This is a genomic window from Clostridium cibarium, from assembly GCF_014836335.1.
Taxonomy (GTDB): Bacteria; Bacillota; Clostridia; order Clostridiales; family Clostridiaceae; genus Clostridium; species Clostridium cibarium.
In genome coordinates, this window is record NZ_JACSRA010000001.1 from 71,389 (window position 1) to 89,142 (window position 17,754).

At 31.3% G+C, this 17,754-nt stretch carries 13 protein-coding genes; 1 reads left to right on the plus strand and 12 read right to left on the minus strand.

Annotated elements, in window-relative coordinates:
- Positions 1–191: 191 nt before the first annotated feature.
- The 11 genes from H9661_RS00360 to gpr form a co-directional block, all read right to left on the minus strand.
- Positions 192–833 (minus strand): pentapeptide repeat-containing protein, encoded by a 642-nt coding sequence (locus H9661_RS00360; RefSeq protein ID WP_143314692.1) that lies wholly within the window; start codon positions 831–833, stop codon positions 192–194.
- A gap of 139 nt (positions 834–972) precedes the next feature.
- Positions 973–2,097, minus strand: coding sequence for a molecular chaperone DnaJ (dnaJ, locus tag H9661_RS00365; protein WP_143314693.1), 1,125 nt, complete (start codon positions 2,095–2,097; stop codon positions 973–975).
- A 126-nt stretch (positions 2,098–2,223) separates the two neighbouring features.
- A complete protein-coding gene (dnaK, locus tag H9661_RS00370) occupies positions 2,224–4,077 on the minus strand; it encodes a molecular chaperone DnaK (protein ID WP_191767439.1) in 1,854 nt (617 codons plus the stop codon).
- A gap of 65 nt (positions 4,078–4,142) precedes the next feature.
- Complete coding sequence (gene grpE, locus H9661_RS00375) at positions 4,143–4,772, minus strand: nucleotide exchange factor GrpE (protein ID WP_143314771.1); 630 nt, start codon at positions 4,770–4,772, stop codon at positions 4,143–4,145.
- A gap of 34 nt (positions 4,773–4,806) precedes the next feature.
- Positions 4,807–5,838, minus strand: coding sequence for a heat-inducible transcriptional repressor HrcA (hrcA, locus tag H9661_RS00380; RefSeq protein ID WP_143314695.1), 1,032 nt, complete (start codon positions 5,836–5,838; stop codon positions 4,807–4,809).
- Positions 5,839–6,012: 174 nt separating this feature from the next.
- Positions 6,013–7,137 carry a radical SAM family heme chaperone HemW gene (hemW, locus tag H9661_RS00385; RefSeq protein ID WP_143314696.1) on the minus strand — a complete coding sequence of 375 codons (1,125 nt, stop codon included), beginning with the start codon at positions 7,135–7,137 and terminating at the stop codon, positions 6,013–6,015.
- Between the two features lie 60 nt (positions 7,138–7,197).
- Positions 7,198–7,638: a hypothetical protein gene (locus H9661_RS00390; RefSeq protein WP_143314697.1), complete on the minus strand. Its 441-nt coding sequence runs from the start codon at positions 7,636–7,638 to the stop codon at positions 7,198–7,200.
- Positions 7,639–7,750: 112 nt separating this feature from the next.
- Complete coding sequence (lepA, locus tag H9661_RS00395; RefSeq protein ID WP_191767441.1) at positions 7,751–9,556, minus strand: translation elongation factor 4; 1,806 nt, start codon at positions 9,554–9,556, stop codon at positions 7,751–7,753.
- Between the two features lie 123 nt (positions 9,557–9,679).
- Complete coding sequence (locus tag H9661_RS00400) at positions 9,680–10,039, minus strand: hypothetical protein (RefSeq protein WP_243129509.1); 360 nt, start codon at positions 10,037–10,039, stop codon at positions 9,680–9,682.
- A gap of 214 nt (positions 10,040–10,253) precedes the next feature.
- Positions 10,254–11,315, minus strand: a complete 1,062-nt coding sequence (locus H9661_RS00405) for a stage II sporulation protein P (protein ID WP_243129510.1) — start codon at positions 11,313–11,315, stop codon at positions 10,254–10,256.
- An 81-nt stretch (positions 11,316–11,396) separates the two neighbouring features.
- Positions 11,397–12,371 carry a GPR endopeptidase gene (gene gpr, locus H9661_RS00410; protein WP_143314699.1) on the minus strand — a complete coding sequence of 325 codons (975 nt, stop codon included), beginning with the start codon at positions 12,369–12,371 and terminating at the stop codon, positions 11,397–11,399.
- Between the two features lie 173 nt (positions 12,372–12,544).
- On the opposite strand from gpr, the gene rpsT reads away from it, so the two are divergent.
- On the plus strand, positions 12,545–12,808 hold the full coding sequence (gene rpsT, locus H9661_RS00415; protein ID WP_143314700.1) for a 30S ribosomal protein S20: 264 nt from the start codon (positions 12,545–12,547) through the stop codon (positions 12,806–12,808).
- Positions 12,809–12,852: 44 nt separating this feature from the next.
- Here the strand turns inward: rpsT and H9661_RS00420 are convergent, their stop codons facing one another.
- Positions 12,853–17,631: a pullulanase X25 domain-containing protein gene (locus H9661_RS00420; protein WP_191767443.1), complete on the minus strand. Its 4,779-nt coding sequence runs from the start codon at positions 17,629–17,631 to the stop codon at positions 12,853–12,855.
- Positions 17,632–17,754 lie beyond the last annotated feature (123 nt).

The window sequence follows — 17,754 nt, forward strand, 5'->3', positions numbered from 1 at the left end:
CACATTCCTCTCTTCACTTTATCGACTAATATATAATTTTACACTTTTAAAAAGTATTGTGTCAATACAAACCCGCATTCTTACAGCATATTCTGAAGAATATAAGAATATTTCCATATATATGGCGAAGAATATTTCCATATAATAATAAATATTCTTCATCATATTTATTCTTTATTTTTCCTGGATCTCTATTTAACTACAACTCCTAAAAGTCCTACAATCTCCATAGCTTGAGATGGTGATATTATTGCTCCCTTAAGTTCTTTGCCAGTTAAATTTAAAGCTGATATTTCAGAATCTCTAAAATCAATTCCATTAAGATCCGTATTCATAAAATCAGCTTCATTTAATTTGCACTCTTTAAATTCCAAATTCTTAAATTTACTTTCTAGAAAAGTTGCGCCCTCTAAATTACAATTAACAAAACCTACATCCTTCATCTTACAATAAGCCATATCCCCATATCTCAAAACAGATTCATTAAACAAAACATTTTGCATATTGCTTTCTCCGAAATTGCTTCCAGTAAGTTTACAATTGTCAAATTCTACTCTATGAATACTTCCATCTGAAAAATCAATATTAGATAAATCACAATTTTCAAATTTAACATCTAATAAATCTATATTTCTAAAAACACAATTACTAAAAACTACATTTTTAAAATATGTTCCTCTAATCTCTATCCGTTCTTCCACATCTTCCACTAGATCTCCACTGACAAAACTATCTGTTAACTCTCTTTCATTGATCAAAACTTCATTAATACTTTCACTAAAATCAACTAATTCCTTGCTTAAATTAGGTTTATCTATTTTTGCTTTAACCATTTTTTATTCTCCTCATAAATACATTTCTTCTTAATCTACATAATAGCATAATTTAATAAAAAAATTACTTTCAACTTAATTATTACAAATTACGAAAAAAACTATCCTAAAGATACTCATCCCTAGGATAGTTTTTGTTTTATTTACGGAAAAAGCCTTTTTTGTGCTTTTCTTCTTTAACAACTTCTTCTCCTGAAGCTTCCATAAATGCTCTTAAAGCTTCTTTTTGTTTTTCATTAAGATTCTTCGGAATATCAACTATAACTTTTACATATTGATCTCCTCGTCCACTAGAATTAACTCTTGGAACCCCCTTACCCTTTAATCTAAATAAAGTTCCTGATTGAGTACCTTCTGGAATAGTATATTTTACATCTCCATCTACAGTTGGTACTTTTATTTCAGTACCTAAAGCAGCATTTCCCATAGAAATATGAGCGTCAACGTAAACATCATTACCCTTTCTAGTAAACTTCTTAGAAGGAGCAACTCTTAATCTAACATATAAGTCTCCTGGTGAGCCACCATTTTCTCCATGTTCACCTTGCCCTCTAAGAGGCATTACATTACCTGTATCAACTCCTGCTGGAATATTAACAGTAATCTTTCTATTCTTTCTAACCTTCCCTTTACCTCTACAATCATGACAAGGTTTTTCTACAATCTTACCTGTACCACCACATCTATCACATGTTGTAGTGCTTACAAAATTTCCGAGAGGAGTCTGTCTTTGTACTCTAACTTGACCTGAACCTCCACAATGCGAACATGTAGTAGGGCTAGTTCCAGGTTCAGCACCACTTCCGTGACAAGTTTCACACGACTCACTTCTTGTAACAGATATTTCCTTTTTGACACCAAATATTGCTTCTTCAAAAGTTAAATTTAAACTATATTCAAGGTCATTTCCTCTTCTTGGCCCATTTCTTCTTTGTGAACCACCGCCACCACCAAAGAAAGTGTCAAAAATATCACCAAAACCGCCCATATCTGAGAAATCAAAGCCGCCAAAGCCACCCCCTGAGCCAAATCCACCGCCATTAAAATCAGCTGTTCCAAACTGATCATAACGTGCTTTTTTTTCAGGATCTGAAAGCACTTGATAAGCCTCATTAATTTCCTTAAACTTAGCTTCAGCTTCCTGATTCCCTTGATTCTTATCAGGATGGTACTTTATAGCTTGCTTTCTAAAGGCTCTTTTTATTTCATCATCACTAGCACCTTTTTGTAGCCCCAGGACTTCGTAATAGTCTTTATTTGCCATCTACTTATTCCACCACCTAGTATCTATATTGCTATTTTCTATTAAGATTTTTACTTAACAAAAGGGAAGACGACTTATTTTCTGCCTTCCCTCTTGTATTATATAAGATCAGCCTATTTCTGACAACTACTTATCTTCGTCAACCTTGAAATCTGCATCTACTACATTTTCATCTTTTGGAGCTGCTCCTTGGTTTGCTCCTCCCATGTTGTTTGGATCAAATCCTTCAGCTCCTGGTTGTGCCCCTGCATCAGCATATAATTTTGAAGAAATTGCATAGAATTCTTGAGTTAATTCTTCAACAGCCTTCTTAATAGCTTCTAAATCTTCTCCATCTTTAACCTTTTTAACTTCTTCAAGTTTAGCTTCTACCTTAGCCTTATCTTCAGCACTTACCTTGTCTCCAAGTTCACCTAAAGTCTTTTCTGTTTGGTATATAACTTGATCTGCATTGTTATGAACTTCTATTTTTTCTTTTCTCTTCTTATCTTCTTCAGCAAACTTTTCAGCTTCCTTAACAGCATTTTCTACTTCACTGTCACTTAAATTAGTTGAAGCAGTTATTGTTATATTAGCTTCCTTACCAGTTCCTTTATCCATAGCTGATACTTTAACAATACCATTAGCATCTATATCAAATGTAACTTCGATTTGAGGAATTCCTCTTGGTGCTGGTGCTATTCCTGATAATGTGAATTGCCCTAATGTCTTGTTATCAGCAGCCATTTGTCTTTCACCTTGAACTACATGAATTTCAACTGAAGTTTGACCATCAGCAGCTGTTGAGAATACTTGGCTCTTCTTAGCTGGTATAGTTGTATTTCTTTCTATTAAAGGTGTAGCAACCCCACCTAAAGTTTCAATACCTAGTGTTAAAGGAGTAACATCTAATAATAATACATCCTTAACTTCTCCAGTTAATACACCTGCTTGAATAGCTGCACCTATAGCAACACATTCATCTGGATTAACTCCTTTTGAAGGATCTTTTCCTGTAAAGCTCTTAACAGCATCTTGAACAGCTGGAATTCTTGTTGATCCACCAACTAATATTACTTTATCTACTTGCCCAATTGAAAGTCCAGCATCAGATAATGCTTTCTTCATTGGTTCTACAGATCTTTGAACTAAGTCATGAGTTAATTCATTAAATTTAGCTCTAGTTAAGTTCATATCTATGTGCTTTGGACCAGTAGCATCTGCTGTAATAAATGGTAAGTTAATATTTGTTTGAGTTGATGAAGATAATTCTATCTTAGCTTTTTCAGCTGCTTCTTTTAATCTTTGAAGAGCCATCTTATCATTTCTTAAATCTATTCCATTTTCAGCCTTAAATGTTTCAGCTATATAATCCATGATCTTGTTATCAAAATCATCTCCACCTAGCTTAGTATCTCCATTTGTTGATAATACTTCGAACACACCATCACCAAGTTCAAGTATAGATACATCGAAAGTACCACCACCTAGATCATAAACTAAGATTTTCTCACTATGATCAGTCTTATCTAATCCATATGCAAGTGATGCTGCAGTTGGTTCGTTTATAATTCTTAATACTTCAAGTCCTGCTATCTTACCAGCATCCTTTGTTGCTTGTCTTTCAGCATCATTAAAGTAAGCTGGAACTGTAATTACTGCTTGAGTAACTGTTTCCCCTAAGTAAGCTTCTGCATCAGCCTTAATCTTTTGAAGAATCATTGCTGATATTTCTTGTGGTGAATAGTCCTTACCATCAATATTTGTTTTATGGTTAGTACCCATTTCTCTCTTTATTGATATTATTGTTTTATCTGGATTTGTTATCGCTTGTCTTTTTGCAACTTGCCCAACTAGCCTTTCTCCATTAGCTTGGAAAGAAACAACTGAAGGAGTAGTTCTAGCCCCTTCTGAGTTTGCTATAACAACTGGTTCTCCACCTTCCATAACTGCTACACATGAATTTGTTGTACCTAAGTCAATTCCTATAATTTTTCCCATAATTTATTTTCCTCCTTAAAAATAGATTTCTCTATTCTTTATTCTTTTATATATATTAATTTTAATTAATTAGCAACTTTAACCACTGAATGTCTAATTACTTTATCTCCTCTTTTATATCCTTTCATAAAAACTTCTGCTATAGAGTTCTTATCAAAGTTTTCATCTTCTATATGCATTACTGCTTGATGTAAATTTGGATCAAATTCTCCTGAAGCATCAATTTCTTCTACTCCTAGTTTTTCAAAAGATCCTTCTAATCCTTTAATAGTCATTTCTATACCTTTTTTAAGGTCTTCAACACTACCATCAGCTTGAACAGCTCTTTCTAAGTTATCTATAACTGGAAGTACTTCTTTAATTACATCAGCACATGCATCTGTATAAATACCTTCCTTTTCTTTAGCTGTTCTTTTTCTATAATTTTCATACTCTGCTGTAACTCTTAGAAGTCTATCCTTTAAAGTCTCAACTTCGTTAGTTAGCTTTTGAATTTCATCTTTATTTTTTCTAAGCATATCTAATTCGTCCTCTTTATCTTCCTTTGAATCATTTTGAACTTCCTGTTCAGTTAATATCTCTTCTGGATTTACTTCTAAAGTTTCATCATTTTCATTACTCTCTTTAGTAACTTCATCAACCTCTTGGTTAACCTCTTCATTTTCTTCTAGAACTTCTTTTTTTATATCTTCCATCATCAAAGCTACACCTCACCTCTTTATAATTTTGTTATTCTAATCCCTGACCTTTTAATGCATCATTTAGCTCCTTCATAACCTGTGCCATTATAGCTATTACTCTTGAATAATTAATTCTTCTAGGACCTATTAGTCCAATAGTTCCAATGGGCTTATCTCCTAATGAGTATTCAGCTGAAATTACACTGCAATTTTTAGCTTCTGGTATATAATTTTCATCACCAATCTTTATTGTTAGGTCACCTTTTGGGGCAATAAGCTCAACTACATAATCCTTATTATATAAAAGATTTAATATTTCCTTTGCATTATCAATATCGTTATACTCAGGGTAGTTAAATATATTGGTAGTTCCTTGCATAAATATTTCAGAAGAATTATCTTCTTTTAAAGTTTCATACAAAACTGGAACTATTGCATTAAACAAATCATCATATCCTTTTAAGTCACATTTTAAATTATTAATAACTTCAAGGTTTATTTCTTGAATCGTCAAATTTGAAAGACGGGTATTAATCACCCTATTTATTTCTTGCAATTCTTCAACGGAAGGCATTTTATTAACTCTTATCCTATGATTTTTAATAACCCCATTATCTATAACTATAACTGAAATCAAATTATGATCATCTACCATAAGTAACTGAACTGACTTAATATAACTTCTCATTACCGATGGTGTTTGAACTACACAAGTTAAGTTAGTTAACTCTGAAAGCAAAGTACTTGCTTGTTTAACTATCTTATCAACTTCTAGCATCGCATTATCTATAATATATTTTTTTATTTGCAATTCTTCTTCTGCAGATAACATTGATTTCTTCATCAAATTATCCACATATAATCTATAGCCCTTACTAGAAGGTATTCTTCCTGCTGAAGTATGAGGTTGTTCTAAATATCCCATATCTTCTAGGTCTGACATTTCATTTCTTATGGTTGCAGATCCAACTCCTAAATCATACTTTTTTGCTATTGTTCTAGACCCTACAGGCTCTGCAGTACTAATATAGTCATTAATTATAGCTTCAAGAATTCTTATCTTCCTTCCATCAATAGCCATACCCTCACCTCTTTTTTGTTAGCACTCACTATAATTGAGTGCTAATGACTATGTAATTAATATATTATTTCTTTTTTTCTTTGTCAATTATGAATAAATTTAGCTATGTTTAATAAACTCAAATATTCATTAACTATCCTTAATTATCTAATAAATACTTTATTTTTCTTCCATTTACAATATCATATCACTCATAACTTGATTAGATAATTCAATTCCCCTCTGGCTTAAATATATTTTTCCCTCATTTCTAATTAATAAACCAGCCTTAATATTCTTATCTATTAACCTTTTATATATAGAATCTATATTCACTCCAAATCTAATGATAAATTCCTGTTCATCAATTCCCTTATTCATCCTAAGCCCCATAAACATAAATTCTTCTATATTATCTTCTCTAGAATTTTCGTATACCTCTTCTGATATGGATATATTTCTATTAACTCTATCTATATATTCAGAAATATCATCAACATTTTTTATTCTCTTATTTTCAACAAATGAACTTGCTGATGCTCCAACTCCTATGTATTCTTCACACTGCCAATAAACTTTATTATGAGCGCACTCTTTTTCACCTTTTGCAAAATTAGATATTTCATATTGATGATATCCCCTTGATATTAATAATTCTTTTCCCATTCTATACATGTCTCTCTCCTCTTCTTCTGAGGGAAGAGAAAGTTTTCCTTCACTATACAACCTATCAAAAGCTGTACCTTCTTCTATAATCAAACTATAACTTGAAATATGTTCAGGATTTAACTTAGTTATCTCATCTAAACTATTTAACCAATCACTTAAATTTTGATTTGGTAATCCAAACATCATATCTATGTTTATATTATTAAATCCAATTTCCCTAGCCAATGAATAATTTTTTATAAATTCTTCATAACTATGAATTCTCCCTATCTTTTTTAACAGTTCATTTTTTGTCGTCTGTAATCCAAAGCTTAATCTATTTATTCCACCTTTCATAATTATCTCAAGCTTTTTCCTATTTACAGTTCCAGGATTGCATTCCATAGACTTTTCTGCTTTATCTTTAAACTCTAATGCACTTATAGTTTCCATAAGTTTTTTCAAAGATTCTTCTTCTAGGTATGATGGTGTTCCTCCTCCAATAAACAAACTTTTTATAATATATTTATTGCACCTTTTTGTAATCTCCTTGCATAGTGCCTCTACATATTCATCCATAGCACCTTCTTTACATGCATAGGACGGAAAGTCACAATAGAAACATTTTTGCTTACAAAAGGGAACATGTATATATAAAGATATTTCCTTCATAAATTCCTCCTTCTGCTAATAAAAAAAGAGGAGATTAAAATCCCCTCTCAAATCTATACTTTAAGCTAATAATAGCTCAGCTTCTTCTTTTAGTAATTTTATCTTACTTTCTGCTTCCACAACTGAAAAATTATATACGTCTTTAAAATTGAAGAAATAATTTGCAAAGGCAATCTTTTTATCTCTTCTAATATCAAGTGATATAGCTATTTCATCTAAGAAATCAATTTCTTTATCTCCATAATCACCATCTACTAATGCTAATCCAACAAGTTCAAAGTATACTATTAACTTTGTTCTATTATTTGCAACTTTTAATTCATCAACTATCTCTTCAAAACTCATAGAATTCACTACTTCTTTATCTATGTTAAGTTCTTTTATATAATCATCTATTAATTCTTTTTCTTCTTTTGCGAAAACTTGGTCCACATTTGCAAATTGATTTACTAAATTAATGAAAGCTGTAGCTTGATTTTTATTTAACTCATTTAAAAACATAAAATCCCCCCGCATATTACTATTATTTTCTATAATTCCTAAAATAATTATAACTTATTTTATATATAATATTTCTTAAATAAATCTTAAAAAACTATTTTAGAAATTAATATTAATCAACTTTTAAAACTGCCATAAAAGCTTCTTGTGGAACTTCTACTGATCCAACTTGTCTCATTCTCTTTTTACCTTCTTTTTGCTTTTCTAAAAGTTTTTTCTTTCTAGAAATATCTCCTCCATAGCACTTTGCAAGTACGTCTTTCCTCATAGCTTTAACAGTCTCTCTCGCAATAATTTTTGATCCTACCGCAGCTTGTATTGGTACTTCGAATAATTGTCTTGGTATGATCTCTTTAAGTTTTTCAGCTATTCCTCTTCCTTTATGATAAGCTCTTTCACTTGGTACTATCATAGAAAGGGCATCTACTACATCTCCATTTAATAATATATCAAGTTTAACTAATTCTGTTCTTACATAACCTTTAAACTCATAATCTAATGATGCATATCCCCTAGTTCTCGACTTTAAAGTATCAAAGAAATCGTAAACTATTTCGTTTAATGGTATATCATAATTTATAACTGCTCTTGTTTCCTCCATATATTGCATATCAATATATGTCCCTCTTCTTTCTTGACATAACTCCATTACAGCACCTACATATTCAGTTGGAGCTATTATGGAAGCTTTAACTATAGGTTCTTCCATATAGTCAATTTCCGTTGCTGGCGGAAGGTTTGTAGGATTTGTGATATCAAACTTTTCTCCATCTGTCTTTATAACTTTGTATATAACTGATGGAGCAGTTGTAATTATATCCAAATTAAATTCTCTTTCTATTCTTTCTTGAATTATCTCCATATGCAACAATCCAAGGAATCCGCATCTAAACCCAAATCCTAACGCAACAGATGTTTCCGGCTCAAAGTTTAAAGCTGCATCATTAATCTGTAGCTTTTCAAGAGCTTCTTTAAGTTCATCATATTTAGCTCCATCTACAGGGTATATTCCTGAGTAAACCATAGGGACAGCTGGCTTATATCCTGGAAGAGCTTTCTTTGTAGGTCTATCTGCTTCTGTTATAGTGTCTCCAACTCTAGCATCTCTTACATTCTTAATTGAACCTGTTATATATCCAACATCTCCTGCACTTAGCTCTGGAATTGGCATTAACTTTGGAGTAAATACTCCAACCTCCACTACCTCATAAACTTTATTAGTAGCCATTAGTTTTATCCTTGTTCCTGGCTTAACCTTTCCATCCTTTATTCTTACATAACATACAACACCTTTGTAGCTATCATAATAAGAATCAAAAATTAAAGCCTTTAATGGTGCATCTTCATCTCCTTCTGGAGGAGGAAGCCTATTAACTATTTCTTCTAATACATCTGGAATATTTAAACCTGTTTTTGCTGATATCATAGGTGCACTTTCAGCTTCTATTCCTATAACATCTTCTATTTCCCTCTTAACTTCATCTGCTCTTTGAGATGGTAAATCTATCTTACTTATAACTGGAGCTATTTCCAAATCATTATCCAATGCTAAATAACAATTTGCTAAAGTTTGCGCTTGAATACCTTGAGTAGCATCCACTACTAAAAGTGCGCCTTCACAAGCTGCCAAACTTCTTGATACTTCATATGTAAAATCTACATGCCCTGGAGTGTCTATAAGATTTAAGATATATTCTTCTCCATCTTCTCTTTTATAAACAAGTCTAGCTGCTTGTGACTTTATTGTTATTCCTCTCTCTCTTTCAAGTTCCATATTATCTAAAACTTGAGCTTCCATTTCTCTTTGAGTTAGGGTTCCTGTTGCCTCTAATAATCTATCTGCTAATGTAGACTTACCATGATCTATATGTGCAACTATTGAAAAGTTTCTTATGTACTGCTTCCTATTACTACTCATATATTAAAGCTGCCTTTACTTAAGGACAGCTACTTCACCCCCATTATATTAAATCAGCTAAATTATATCACAAACCACTGACCCACTGTCAATAAAAAACCATACTTATTAGAAATACAGTTTTTATATTATAACTTTCTCAATCTTATCTCTCACTGAGCAAAAAAAATCTCCTATGTTTTCCACAGCTTTTTCTGCTCCTTCAATTAAGCTAGATTCTTTTTTTATTTTAAAATCTTTTCCCCCTACTCTTACTAAAACTTCCTTCAAATCATCTTTATATATCTTAATTAAAGCATTATCTTTTATAAAATTAGAAAATTCTTCTCCAAATGCTTCAGATATTTTTTCATAGTTCTCATTAGTATTATCTAGCGGGGATAAAGCTTTTGTATTAATTATGTTGACCCTAGTAAGTCCTGCAAGAATTAAAATAGCCATTAATAAATTAAATATTATTCTAAATTTTGTTCTTTTTTTCAAAATTGAACACCCTCCAAGATACTTTTATCCTATAACTACAGCCATAAAAACCTCTCTTCATTAAAGGTAAAATAACAAACTGCAGCTTCTAGACTAATTCCCTCTATATGGGAAATTAAAAACTAAGTTTAAGTAGAGTTAAAACTCTCTACCTAAAAAAGTTTCACTTTATATCTTAAAGGATGCTCACTTTATAGTCTTTTATACATATTTATTATCTATTTATATGCTCCGCAATTAACCTTGCTATATATTTTGCAGAGCCTTTAGCTTCAGCTGAAGTATTTACGTTAGCTCCACACTCAATTAATATTGAACTATCACTTAAACTTTCATTGAAAGCATTAATCCCATGATTATATGAATATATTTGTCTTATAAGTCCTGGGAAAAGCGCATTTGCCTTATTCAGGAATTCCTCTGCCAAGGCATTATTCTTTCCATACCTTGTGCTGTTTTTAGCAGTTACAAACATAAGCCTCGCTACATTCTCACCATTTATATTTGCTGTAACAGCCCCCTTATTATCTAAGGAGTCTCTATGAAGGTCTATTATCATTTTAAAATCCCCATACTTTTTTAAATATCTACTAACTGTTTCGTTAGACCTATCATAACTATTATTATAAGATACACTATGGTTTGTTTTATCATGTATAACCGAAACCCCATAATCTTCTTCTAATATTCTGCTAATCTCACTACCAACTCCAACAACACTGTAATTTTCATCTAAGGTATCCCCCCCAGCTTCAGCGTAATTCTCTGTCGTATGAGTATGATATATAAGCACTTCTGGTTTTGAATGATCTATATTCTTTTTTAGTTTAGGATCATAAGCTAGTGAGTTTTTGGTGTTCACATTATTTCCACTACTGGTATCATCTTGCTTTGCAATAGAACTATCATTAATCTTAAATGGACTAATATCAACTGATGCAATTTTTGAATTAGCTTGAAAACCCTGCTTATAAAAACTTACTTCATTATTTATAATTGCAAAGCTACTGATATTTTTAAGTCCTAAAGCTTCTAAGCATACTCTTTTTATCGATAAGCTATTCTCAGCATAAGCTCCTTCATTGTATATTTGATTTTCTACAACAGGCATGCCAAAATTCAATAATTGAACATAGGCAAATCCCCCTCTTTCTTTATTACTACTTAGAACTTTAATTACCCTATAGGAAAATATCATAAGAATAACCAATAATATTATTACCCCTAAATTTACTTTTTGTTTAACAGTTTTTCTTCCTAATGTTCGTCTGTACACCTAAAATCCCCCTTTCTTATCTCATAATAAGATTTACTATATATTTATATGAGGATTTTACATAATTATTATAAGAAGATATCAATTTAAGAACTTATTAATATCTTCAACTGTCATATTAGGCTGAACTGCAATATTTATTCCATTTGATATTATTTTAGATAAGGAATCTATCATTAAATCTACTTCTTTAGGAGTAACAACTAAGTCCCCAACATAAGGATCTAATACTTCCTTTATGAGTACGCTTTTCTCATGCTTATCAACTTTTTTTAGCATATTATAAAAATCTTTTCCTTCTTCTGATTGGCCAATTAAATCGTCGAGAACTAAATCTATAGTATCGTTAGCTATAGTTGCTGCATCAACAACTGTAGGAACTCCAATAGCAATTACCTTCACTCCAAGTGTTTCCTCATTTATTCTCATTCTATGGTTACCTACTCCCGCACCTGGTGATATGCCAGTATCACTTATTTGAATAGTTTTATTCACTCTATCTATCCTTCTAGATGCTAATGCATCAATACAAATCACTAAATCTGGCTTAATTTTATCAACTACGCTTTTAATTATTTCTCCCGTCTCTATTCCTGTAACCCCTAAAACTCCTGGAGCTATGGCAGCTACGGGTACAACGTTATCATCTATAGCATCTGGCATTACTGATTTTAAATGTCTTGTTACCATTATTCCTTCTGTTACTTTAGGCCCCAAAGCATCTGGAGTCACATTTCTATTTCCTAGCCCAACTATTAAAGCTAACTTATTTTCATCTATGTTTGCAAGTTTCTTTAGAGTTTTTCCTAACACTTTAGAAACCTGATCCATAAGTTCGCCATCATATGCAGTATATTCAGGAATATCTAAAGTTATATAATTCCCAATAGGTTTTCCCATTTTAACAGCTCCATCTTCTGTCATAACTCTAACCTTTGTTATTTTAGTTTCATCTTCTTCATATTCCTCAACAACAACACCATCAGCCTCTCTATTATTTTCTTTTTTATAAATTTCACACGCTTCAACTGCTAAGTCTGTTCTTACATTAATCATTTGTACACCTCACCTATTAAATACTCTTACACTTATTTTTCCGATTTACATAAATTTAATACTTGAATCTAATAAATTTCAATGCTATAATATGGTGTGTTGAATACGACTCGTATGCAGATTTCCCCAAAACTGCGAGAGGCCCTATAAAATTTAGAGGGGGTGAATTAAGAATGGCAAATATCAAATCAGCAAAGAAGAGAATATTAGTTGCAGAAAAGAAGACTGCTAGAAATAGAATGGTTAAGTCTGCTTTAAAAACTGCTATAAAGAAGTTTGAAGCTGCAGTATCAGCTAACAGTGCTGATGAAGCTAAAGAATTATTCGTTAAAGCTTCTAAGTCTTTAGATATGGCTGCTCAAAAGGGAGTAGTTCATAAAAACATGGCTGCTAGAAAGAAATCAAGATTAGCTGCAAAGTTAAACGCTATGGCGTAGTTGTAATAAAACCGACCTTGTTAAAGGTCGGTTCTTTACTTTTACTATGCTTTTTTCTTTTTGATAAGACACTTCATTCCTACAAATGATATAAATAACATACACATCAACAGCATAACTTCGTTGCCAGAAACTTTATCACCAGTCTTAACACCACTTGTAATATTAGTATTTCCACTATTATCTTTATCTGTTGTATTATTAGCCCCATCTTTTACAACATTTCTATTATCATTACTAGTTACTTCCTTATCTAAGATGACATAATCACTAAAATGATTTGTAGTGAAGGTAAATATACTATCCTTAACTTCACCTTTACCAACTTGTACAAAGCTTCCATTACCCTCTACATAGTAGCAATATAATTCTTTTCCCTCATAATTCTTATCTACAGAAACTTCTAAAATCATATCGGTGCCTAAAACTCCATCCTTTAAATTAGTTTTTATATTAAATTTATCTATTATATTTTGATTTTTTATATCATTAACTAGTCTGTCACTAACTGTAATTTGAAAATCAGTTAAACCTTGACTCTTTAAAGTTTCATTAAGTTTACCAACATCTTTAACTGTTATTTTAATGTTTCCTCTTTGAATTACTATCTTAAGATTTTTTCCTGAATTTACTATATACTCTAAAAGGTTTGTACTTATTCCCTCATTCATATTTGAAATTACTACTTCGCTTCCATTCTCTGACTTACTTATCTTTTCTTCTATTTGCTTATCAGTATCTGGCACTTTTCTGTTTTGAACTATTGAATTAGAACTATAAGCATCCTTTAAATCATCTTTATTAAAATTAATTTCTTTTACTTTATCAGCTAAAATAACTCCTCCAAAGGCTGGAATCTTAACTGTTACCTTTCCATCTTTTACAACACAGCTTTCTCCAGTATTTAGAATATTAGTAAGCTTAGTTCCATCTTTAATTGTTGGTACTGTAAGAGTGGTCATTATTTCATTTTCTTTTCTATTGGCTACGACTAATACCTTTGAGTCTTCATCATTTCTTACATAGGCCATTACATCATTTTGAAATTCAGTTTGAACTTCTGATACATTTACTTCTCCAGTCCTTAGTGATGAATAGGCACTTCTTATCGCTGCAAGTTTTCCATACCATTCAACCAATTCTTTATCACCTTTTCCCCAAGTAAATCCTCTTCTATTATCTGGATCATCGCATCCAACCATTCCAATTTCATCGCCGTAATATATTGTTGGTGCCCCTATATATGTCATCTGTAAAAATGGTATTAATCTCATTTTTGCCTTAGCTAAGTCTGTGGCAGGGTTGGCAAATCCTCTTGTAGATTTTTGATATCCATCTAAAGCTGAAAGCACTCTTTGAGTATCATGAGATCCCATTAAATTCATCATAGCCTCTAAAGCTTCTCTTGGGTATTGTTCTCTCATCTTTTCAAGCTCATTCATAGAATCCTTTGCAGTTACCGCTGTCTTATTATCATCTTGACTTCCCTTGACAAAATTAAGAACAGCACCTCTAAATCTATAATTCATTACAGAGTCATACATATCTCCTAAAATATAATTCGATGCATCTGTCCATATTTCTCCTATTATAGCATTATCCCCTTCTCCTTTTACCGTCTTTCTAAAAGCTCTCCAAGTCTCATCAGATACTTCATTTGCAACATCTATTCTCCAACCGTTTGATCCTTCTCTAAGCCATTGTCTTGCTACTGAATTATCTCCATCAATTATTTCATTGGCCCAGGTCTTCACATTATACTCTGATCCATTTAATGCTTGTATTACTGGCATTGATTCAAAACCAGACCATCCTTCATATCCATAAGTATATTTACCAGTTTCATTCCCTTGTGAATCTTTTTCCATAACTTTAACATTACTTATTATAAACCAATCTTTATAATGTAAATCTGTAATTCCAATAGAATTATAGTAATCAGTTATTTTCTTTTCTGCATCGTTTAAGCTTAATCCATTGTTATTAACTTCATCATAAACATGTGACCAATATTGATATGCTCCAAGTGGTCTTCCTTTAGCAACATATTTACCATATCTATCAAAATAAACCGAATCATCAGATACATGATTAAAAACCCCATCGAGTATAATATGCATATTATTTTCTTTAGCAGCCTTTGCAAGATTCACGAAATCCTCCATCTCTCCAAGCTGATGATCAATTTTAGTATAATCTGTTGTATCATACCTATGACTTGAAATTGATTGGGCTACTGGATTCAAATAAAGTATTGTAACTCCAACAGCTTTTAAATACTTAATTTTGTCTTCTATACCTTTTATATCACCACCATATAAGTCATTTGACCAAGTATTTATATCACCTTTATTAGCATTGCTTGGATACCCTTCCTTATTCATTAATTGTGGATCCTTAGGTAATGAATACCAATCACTTGCAAACTCATATGGAGTAGTTCCTCTAGCGTACTTTTGTATATAGTCATTATCTTTATCTCCATTAAAGAATCTATCTGGATATATCTGATATATAACTCCATTCTTTAACCAATCAGGAGTTTTAAAGTCCTTCGTACATACATTAAACTCATAATTTTTAACTTCACCTAAATTTCCTACTTTCCCCTCTGCAAAATAACCATCATCATCTCCATAAGCTTTTACATCAGAACCATTAGAAACTACAAAATAATATGAAAAAGTTCCTATCGTTTGTGGAGTATAGATACTTGTCCATTTATCACTATTATCTTCATAGCCTCCATTTTTATTCATATCAACTACATTAATTCCACTTGGAGTACTTAAAATCATCTTAACTTCTTTTGCCATATCTTTTTTAACTTTTAATGAAAATGTTATTGGTGTTTCAACTGAAACAGCTCCATATGGCTTTTTATATTCATCTAATCTAGAATTATAATATATTCCACCATTATCTATTTTTTCATTAGATGCATCATTAAAACATATTTGAGTTTTTGGATCATATGAAAAAGTTACAGTTCTATCTTGATCTAAAACTAGCTTATCAAGCTTAACTTTTCTTTCCCCATCACCTTTGACTGTTAAATTTAAATTATCATAAGTTCCTTTTTTCAATTCAACCTTTCCTGAGTAAACACCATTTAATTTTTCATCAGTTAATTTTTGTAGTGTTTTCTCTCCATCATTTAGAGTTATATCTAAAACTCTATACTCTAAATCAGTTACCACTTTATGTGAATCATCATTATAAAAAAATGTTACATCCATAGTTTTAGGCACTACTATACTTATATTAGCCCCTCTAGCTATCCCATTTGCTCCATAATTTTCAGGATCCCATTTCAAGTTTATTGCAACCTTATATTCATATCTTCCAGCCTTTACACTTTTAAAAGTTTTCATGTAATTACCATTTCCTACATAGTCAAGTAAAAGTGCCTTGTCAGCTGGATTCCAAGTTCCATCTGTTCCTTGAATCCCAGTAGCTAATGAACCTGGAATTGTTACTTGTCTTCCATCATACTTTGGAAAGTTAAAAATTGAATTGCCTTCTTTTGTTTCCTTATTACATGGATCTAAAACTTCTTGTCCATCAACTATAAACTTATACTGAATTTCTTTTGCATCATCCCCTACTCTTATTGTAGTTGACCATACTCCATCATCAGCCTTCGTTAATGATGTTCCATTTTTACTCCAATCATTAACATTGCTACTTAAATAAACTTGCTTAGCATTTGGATTTTTATAATTAAAAGTAATTGTGCCATTACTATTTAATAATGGACTTTTCATTTCTACTGTTTTTGACTTTAATCCTAATTTTAATGCAACTTCATTTGGATTATTTATTGAATCTATTATTGTTCCTTCCTTTAAATCAGCGATAAACACAACATTTTGTTCTTTATCTAAACTTAATGAAACATTGCTTCCCTTTGGTATTCCTCCATCCTTAAAGCTGTAATTAACTATTCCTTTATATTCATAATTGCCAGCCTTCAATATAGATGTATAAATAAACTCACTTGAGCCTAACTGATACATATCAAAATTTCTATTAGATTCATCCCAATCACCGTTTCCACTTCTTACAGTACCAATGAGTGATATATTTTTGGAAATCTCAGGTTTATCTATAGAATTTCCGGTAACGTTTCCAGTATAGTCTGAAAAAAATGTAACACTTTCTGTCCCTTCTGGTATTATTACTTTTTCATTATTAACTCCTTCTCCATTATTCCAAGCCCCATTGTAAGCAACCTTATATTCCATGGTTCCTGCTTTAACAACTTTAAATGTCTTTTTGTAAATTCCACCACCCACATAATCAAGCTTAAAATTATCATCTGAAGGATCCCATGACTTTCCACCAAAACATTTATCAACTTCTCCTGTTAATATTGCTTTTGATTTAAACTGTTCTGGGTTATTTACAGAATCATAAATCTTTTTGTTTTTATAATCAAACCTGAAAGTAACCTCTTTATCTTCCTTTAAGTTTAGAGCAATATTACCATTTCCAACATCTTTCCCATAACTTTCTTCTAAAGTTCCATTCATAGCAATTTTATATTCATATTTTTCACTTGCCTTTAATTTAAATGTAGCTTCATAAACTCCATTTTTATATTCCCTAAGCTTTCCTAAATAATTTTTCGGGTTCCAATCATCCCCAAGATTATTATCCTTCATAAGATTTCCTACTAGTACAGCTACTGAATTTGCTTTTATTATTTCATTACTCTCAGATTCAGCACTAACCTTATTTAAGGATACATTATTGAACAGAGTAAAGAAAAACATTATCAAAGTAACCCAAGTTGTTTTTTTGAAAATTTTTTCATTCATCACTTTACCTCCCATAAAATTATTTAAATATATTTTCATAAGATATTATAGCACACAACGTTTACATTATACATATATGTAAATTTGTGTAATCTTACAAAAATATTTTTCCGTATTTTATAT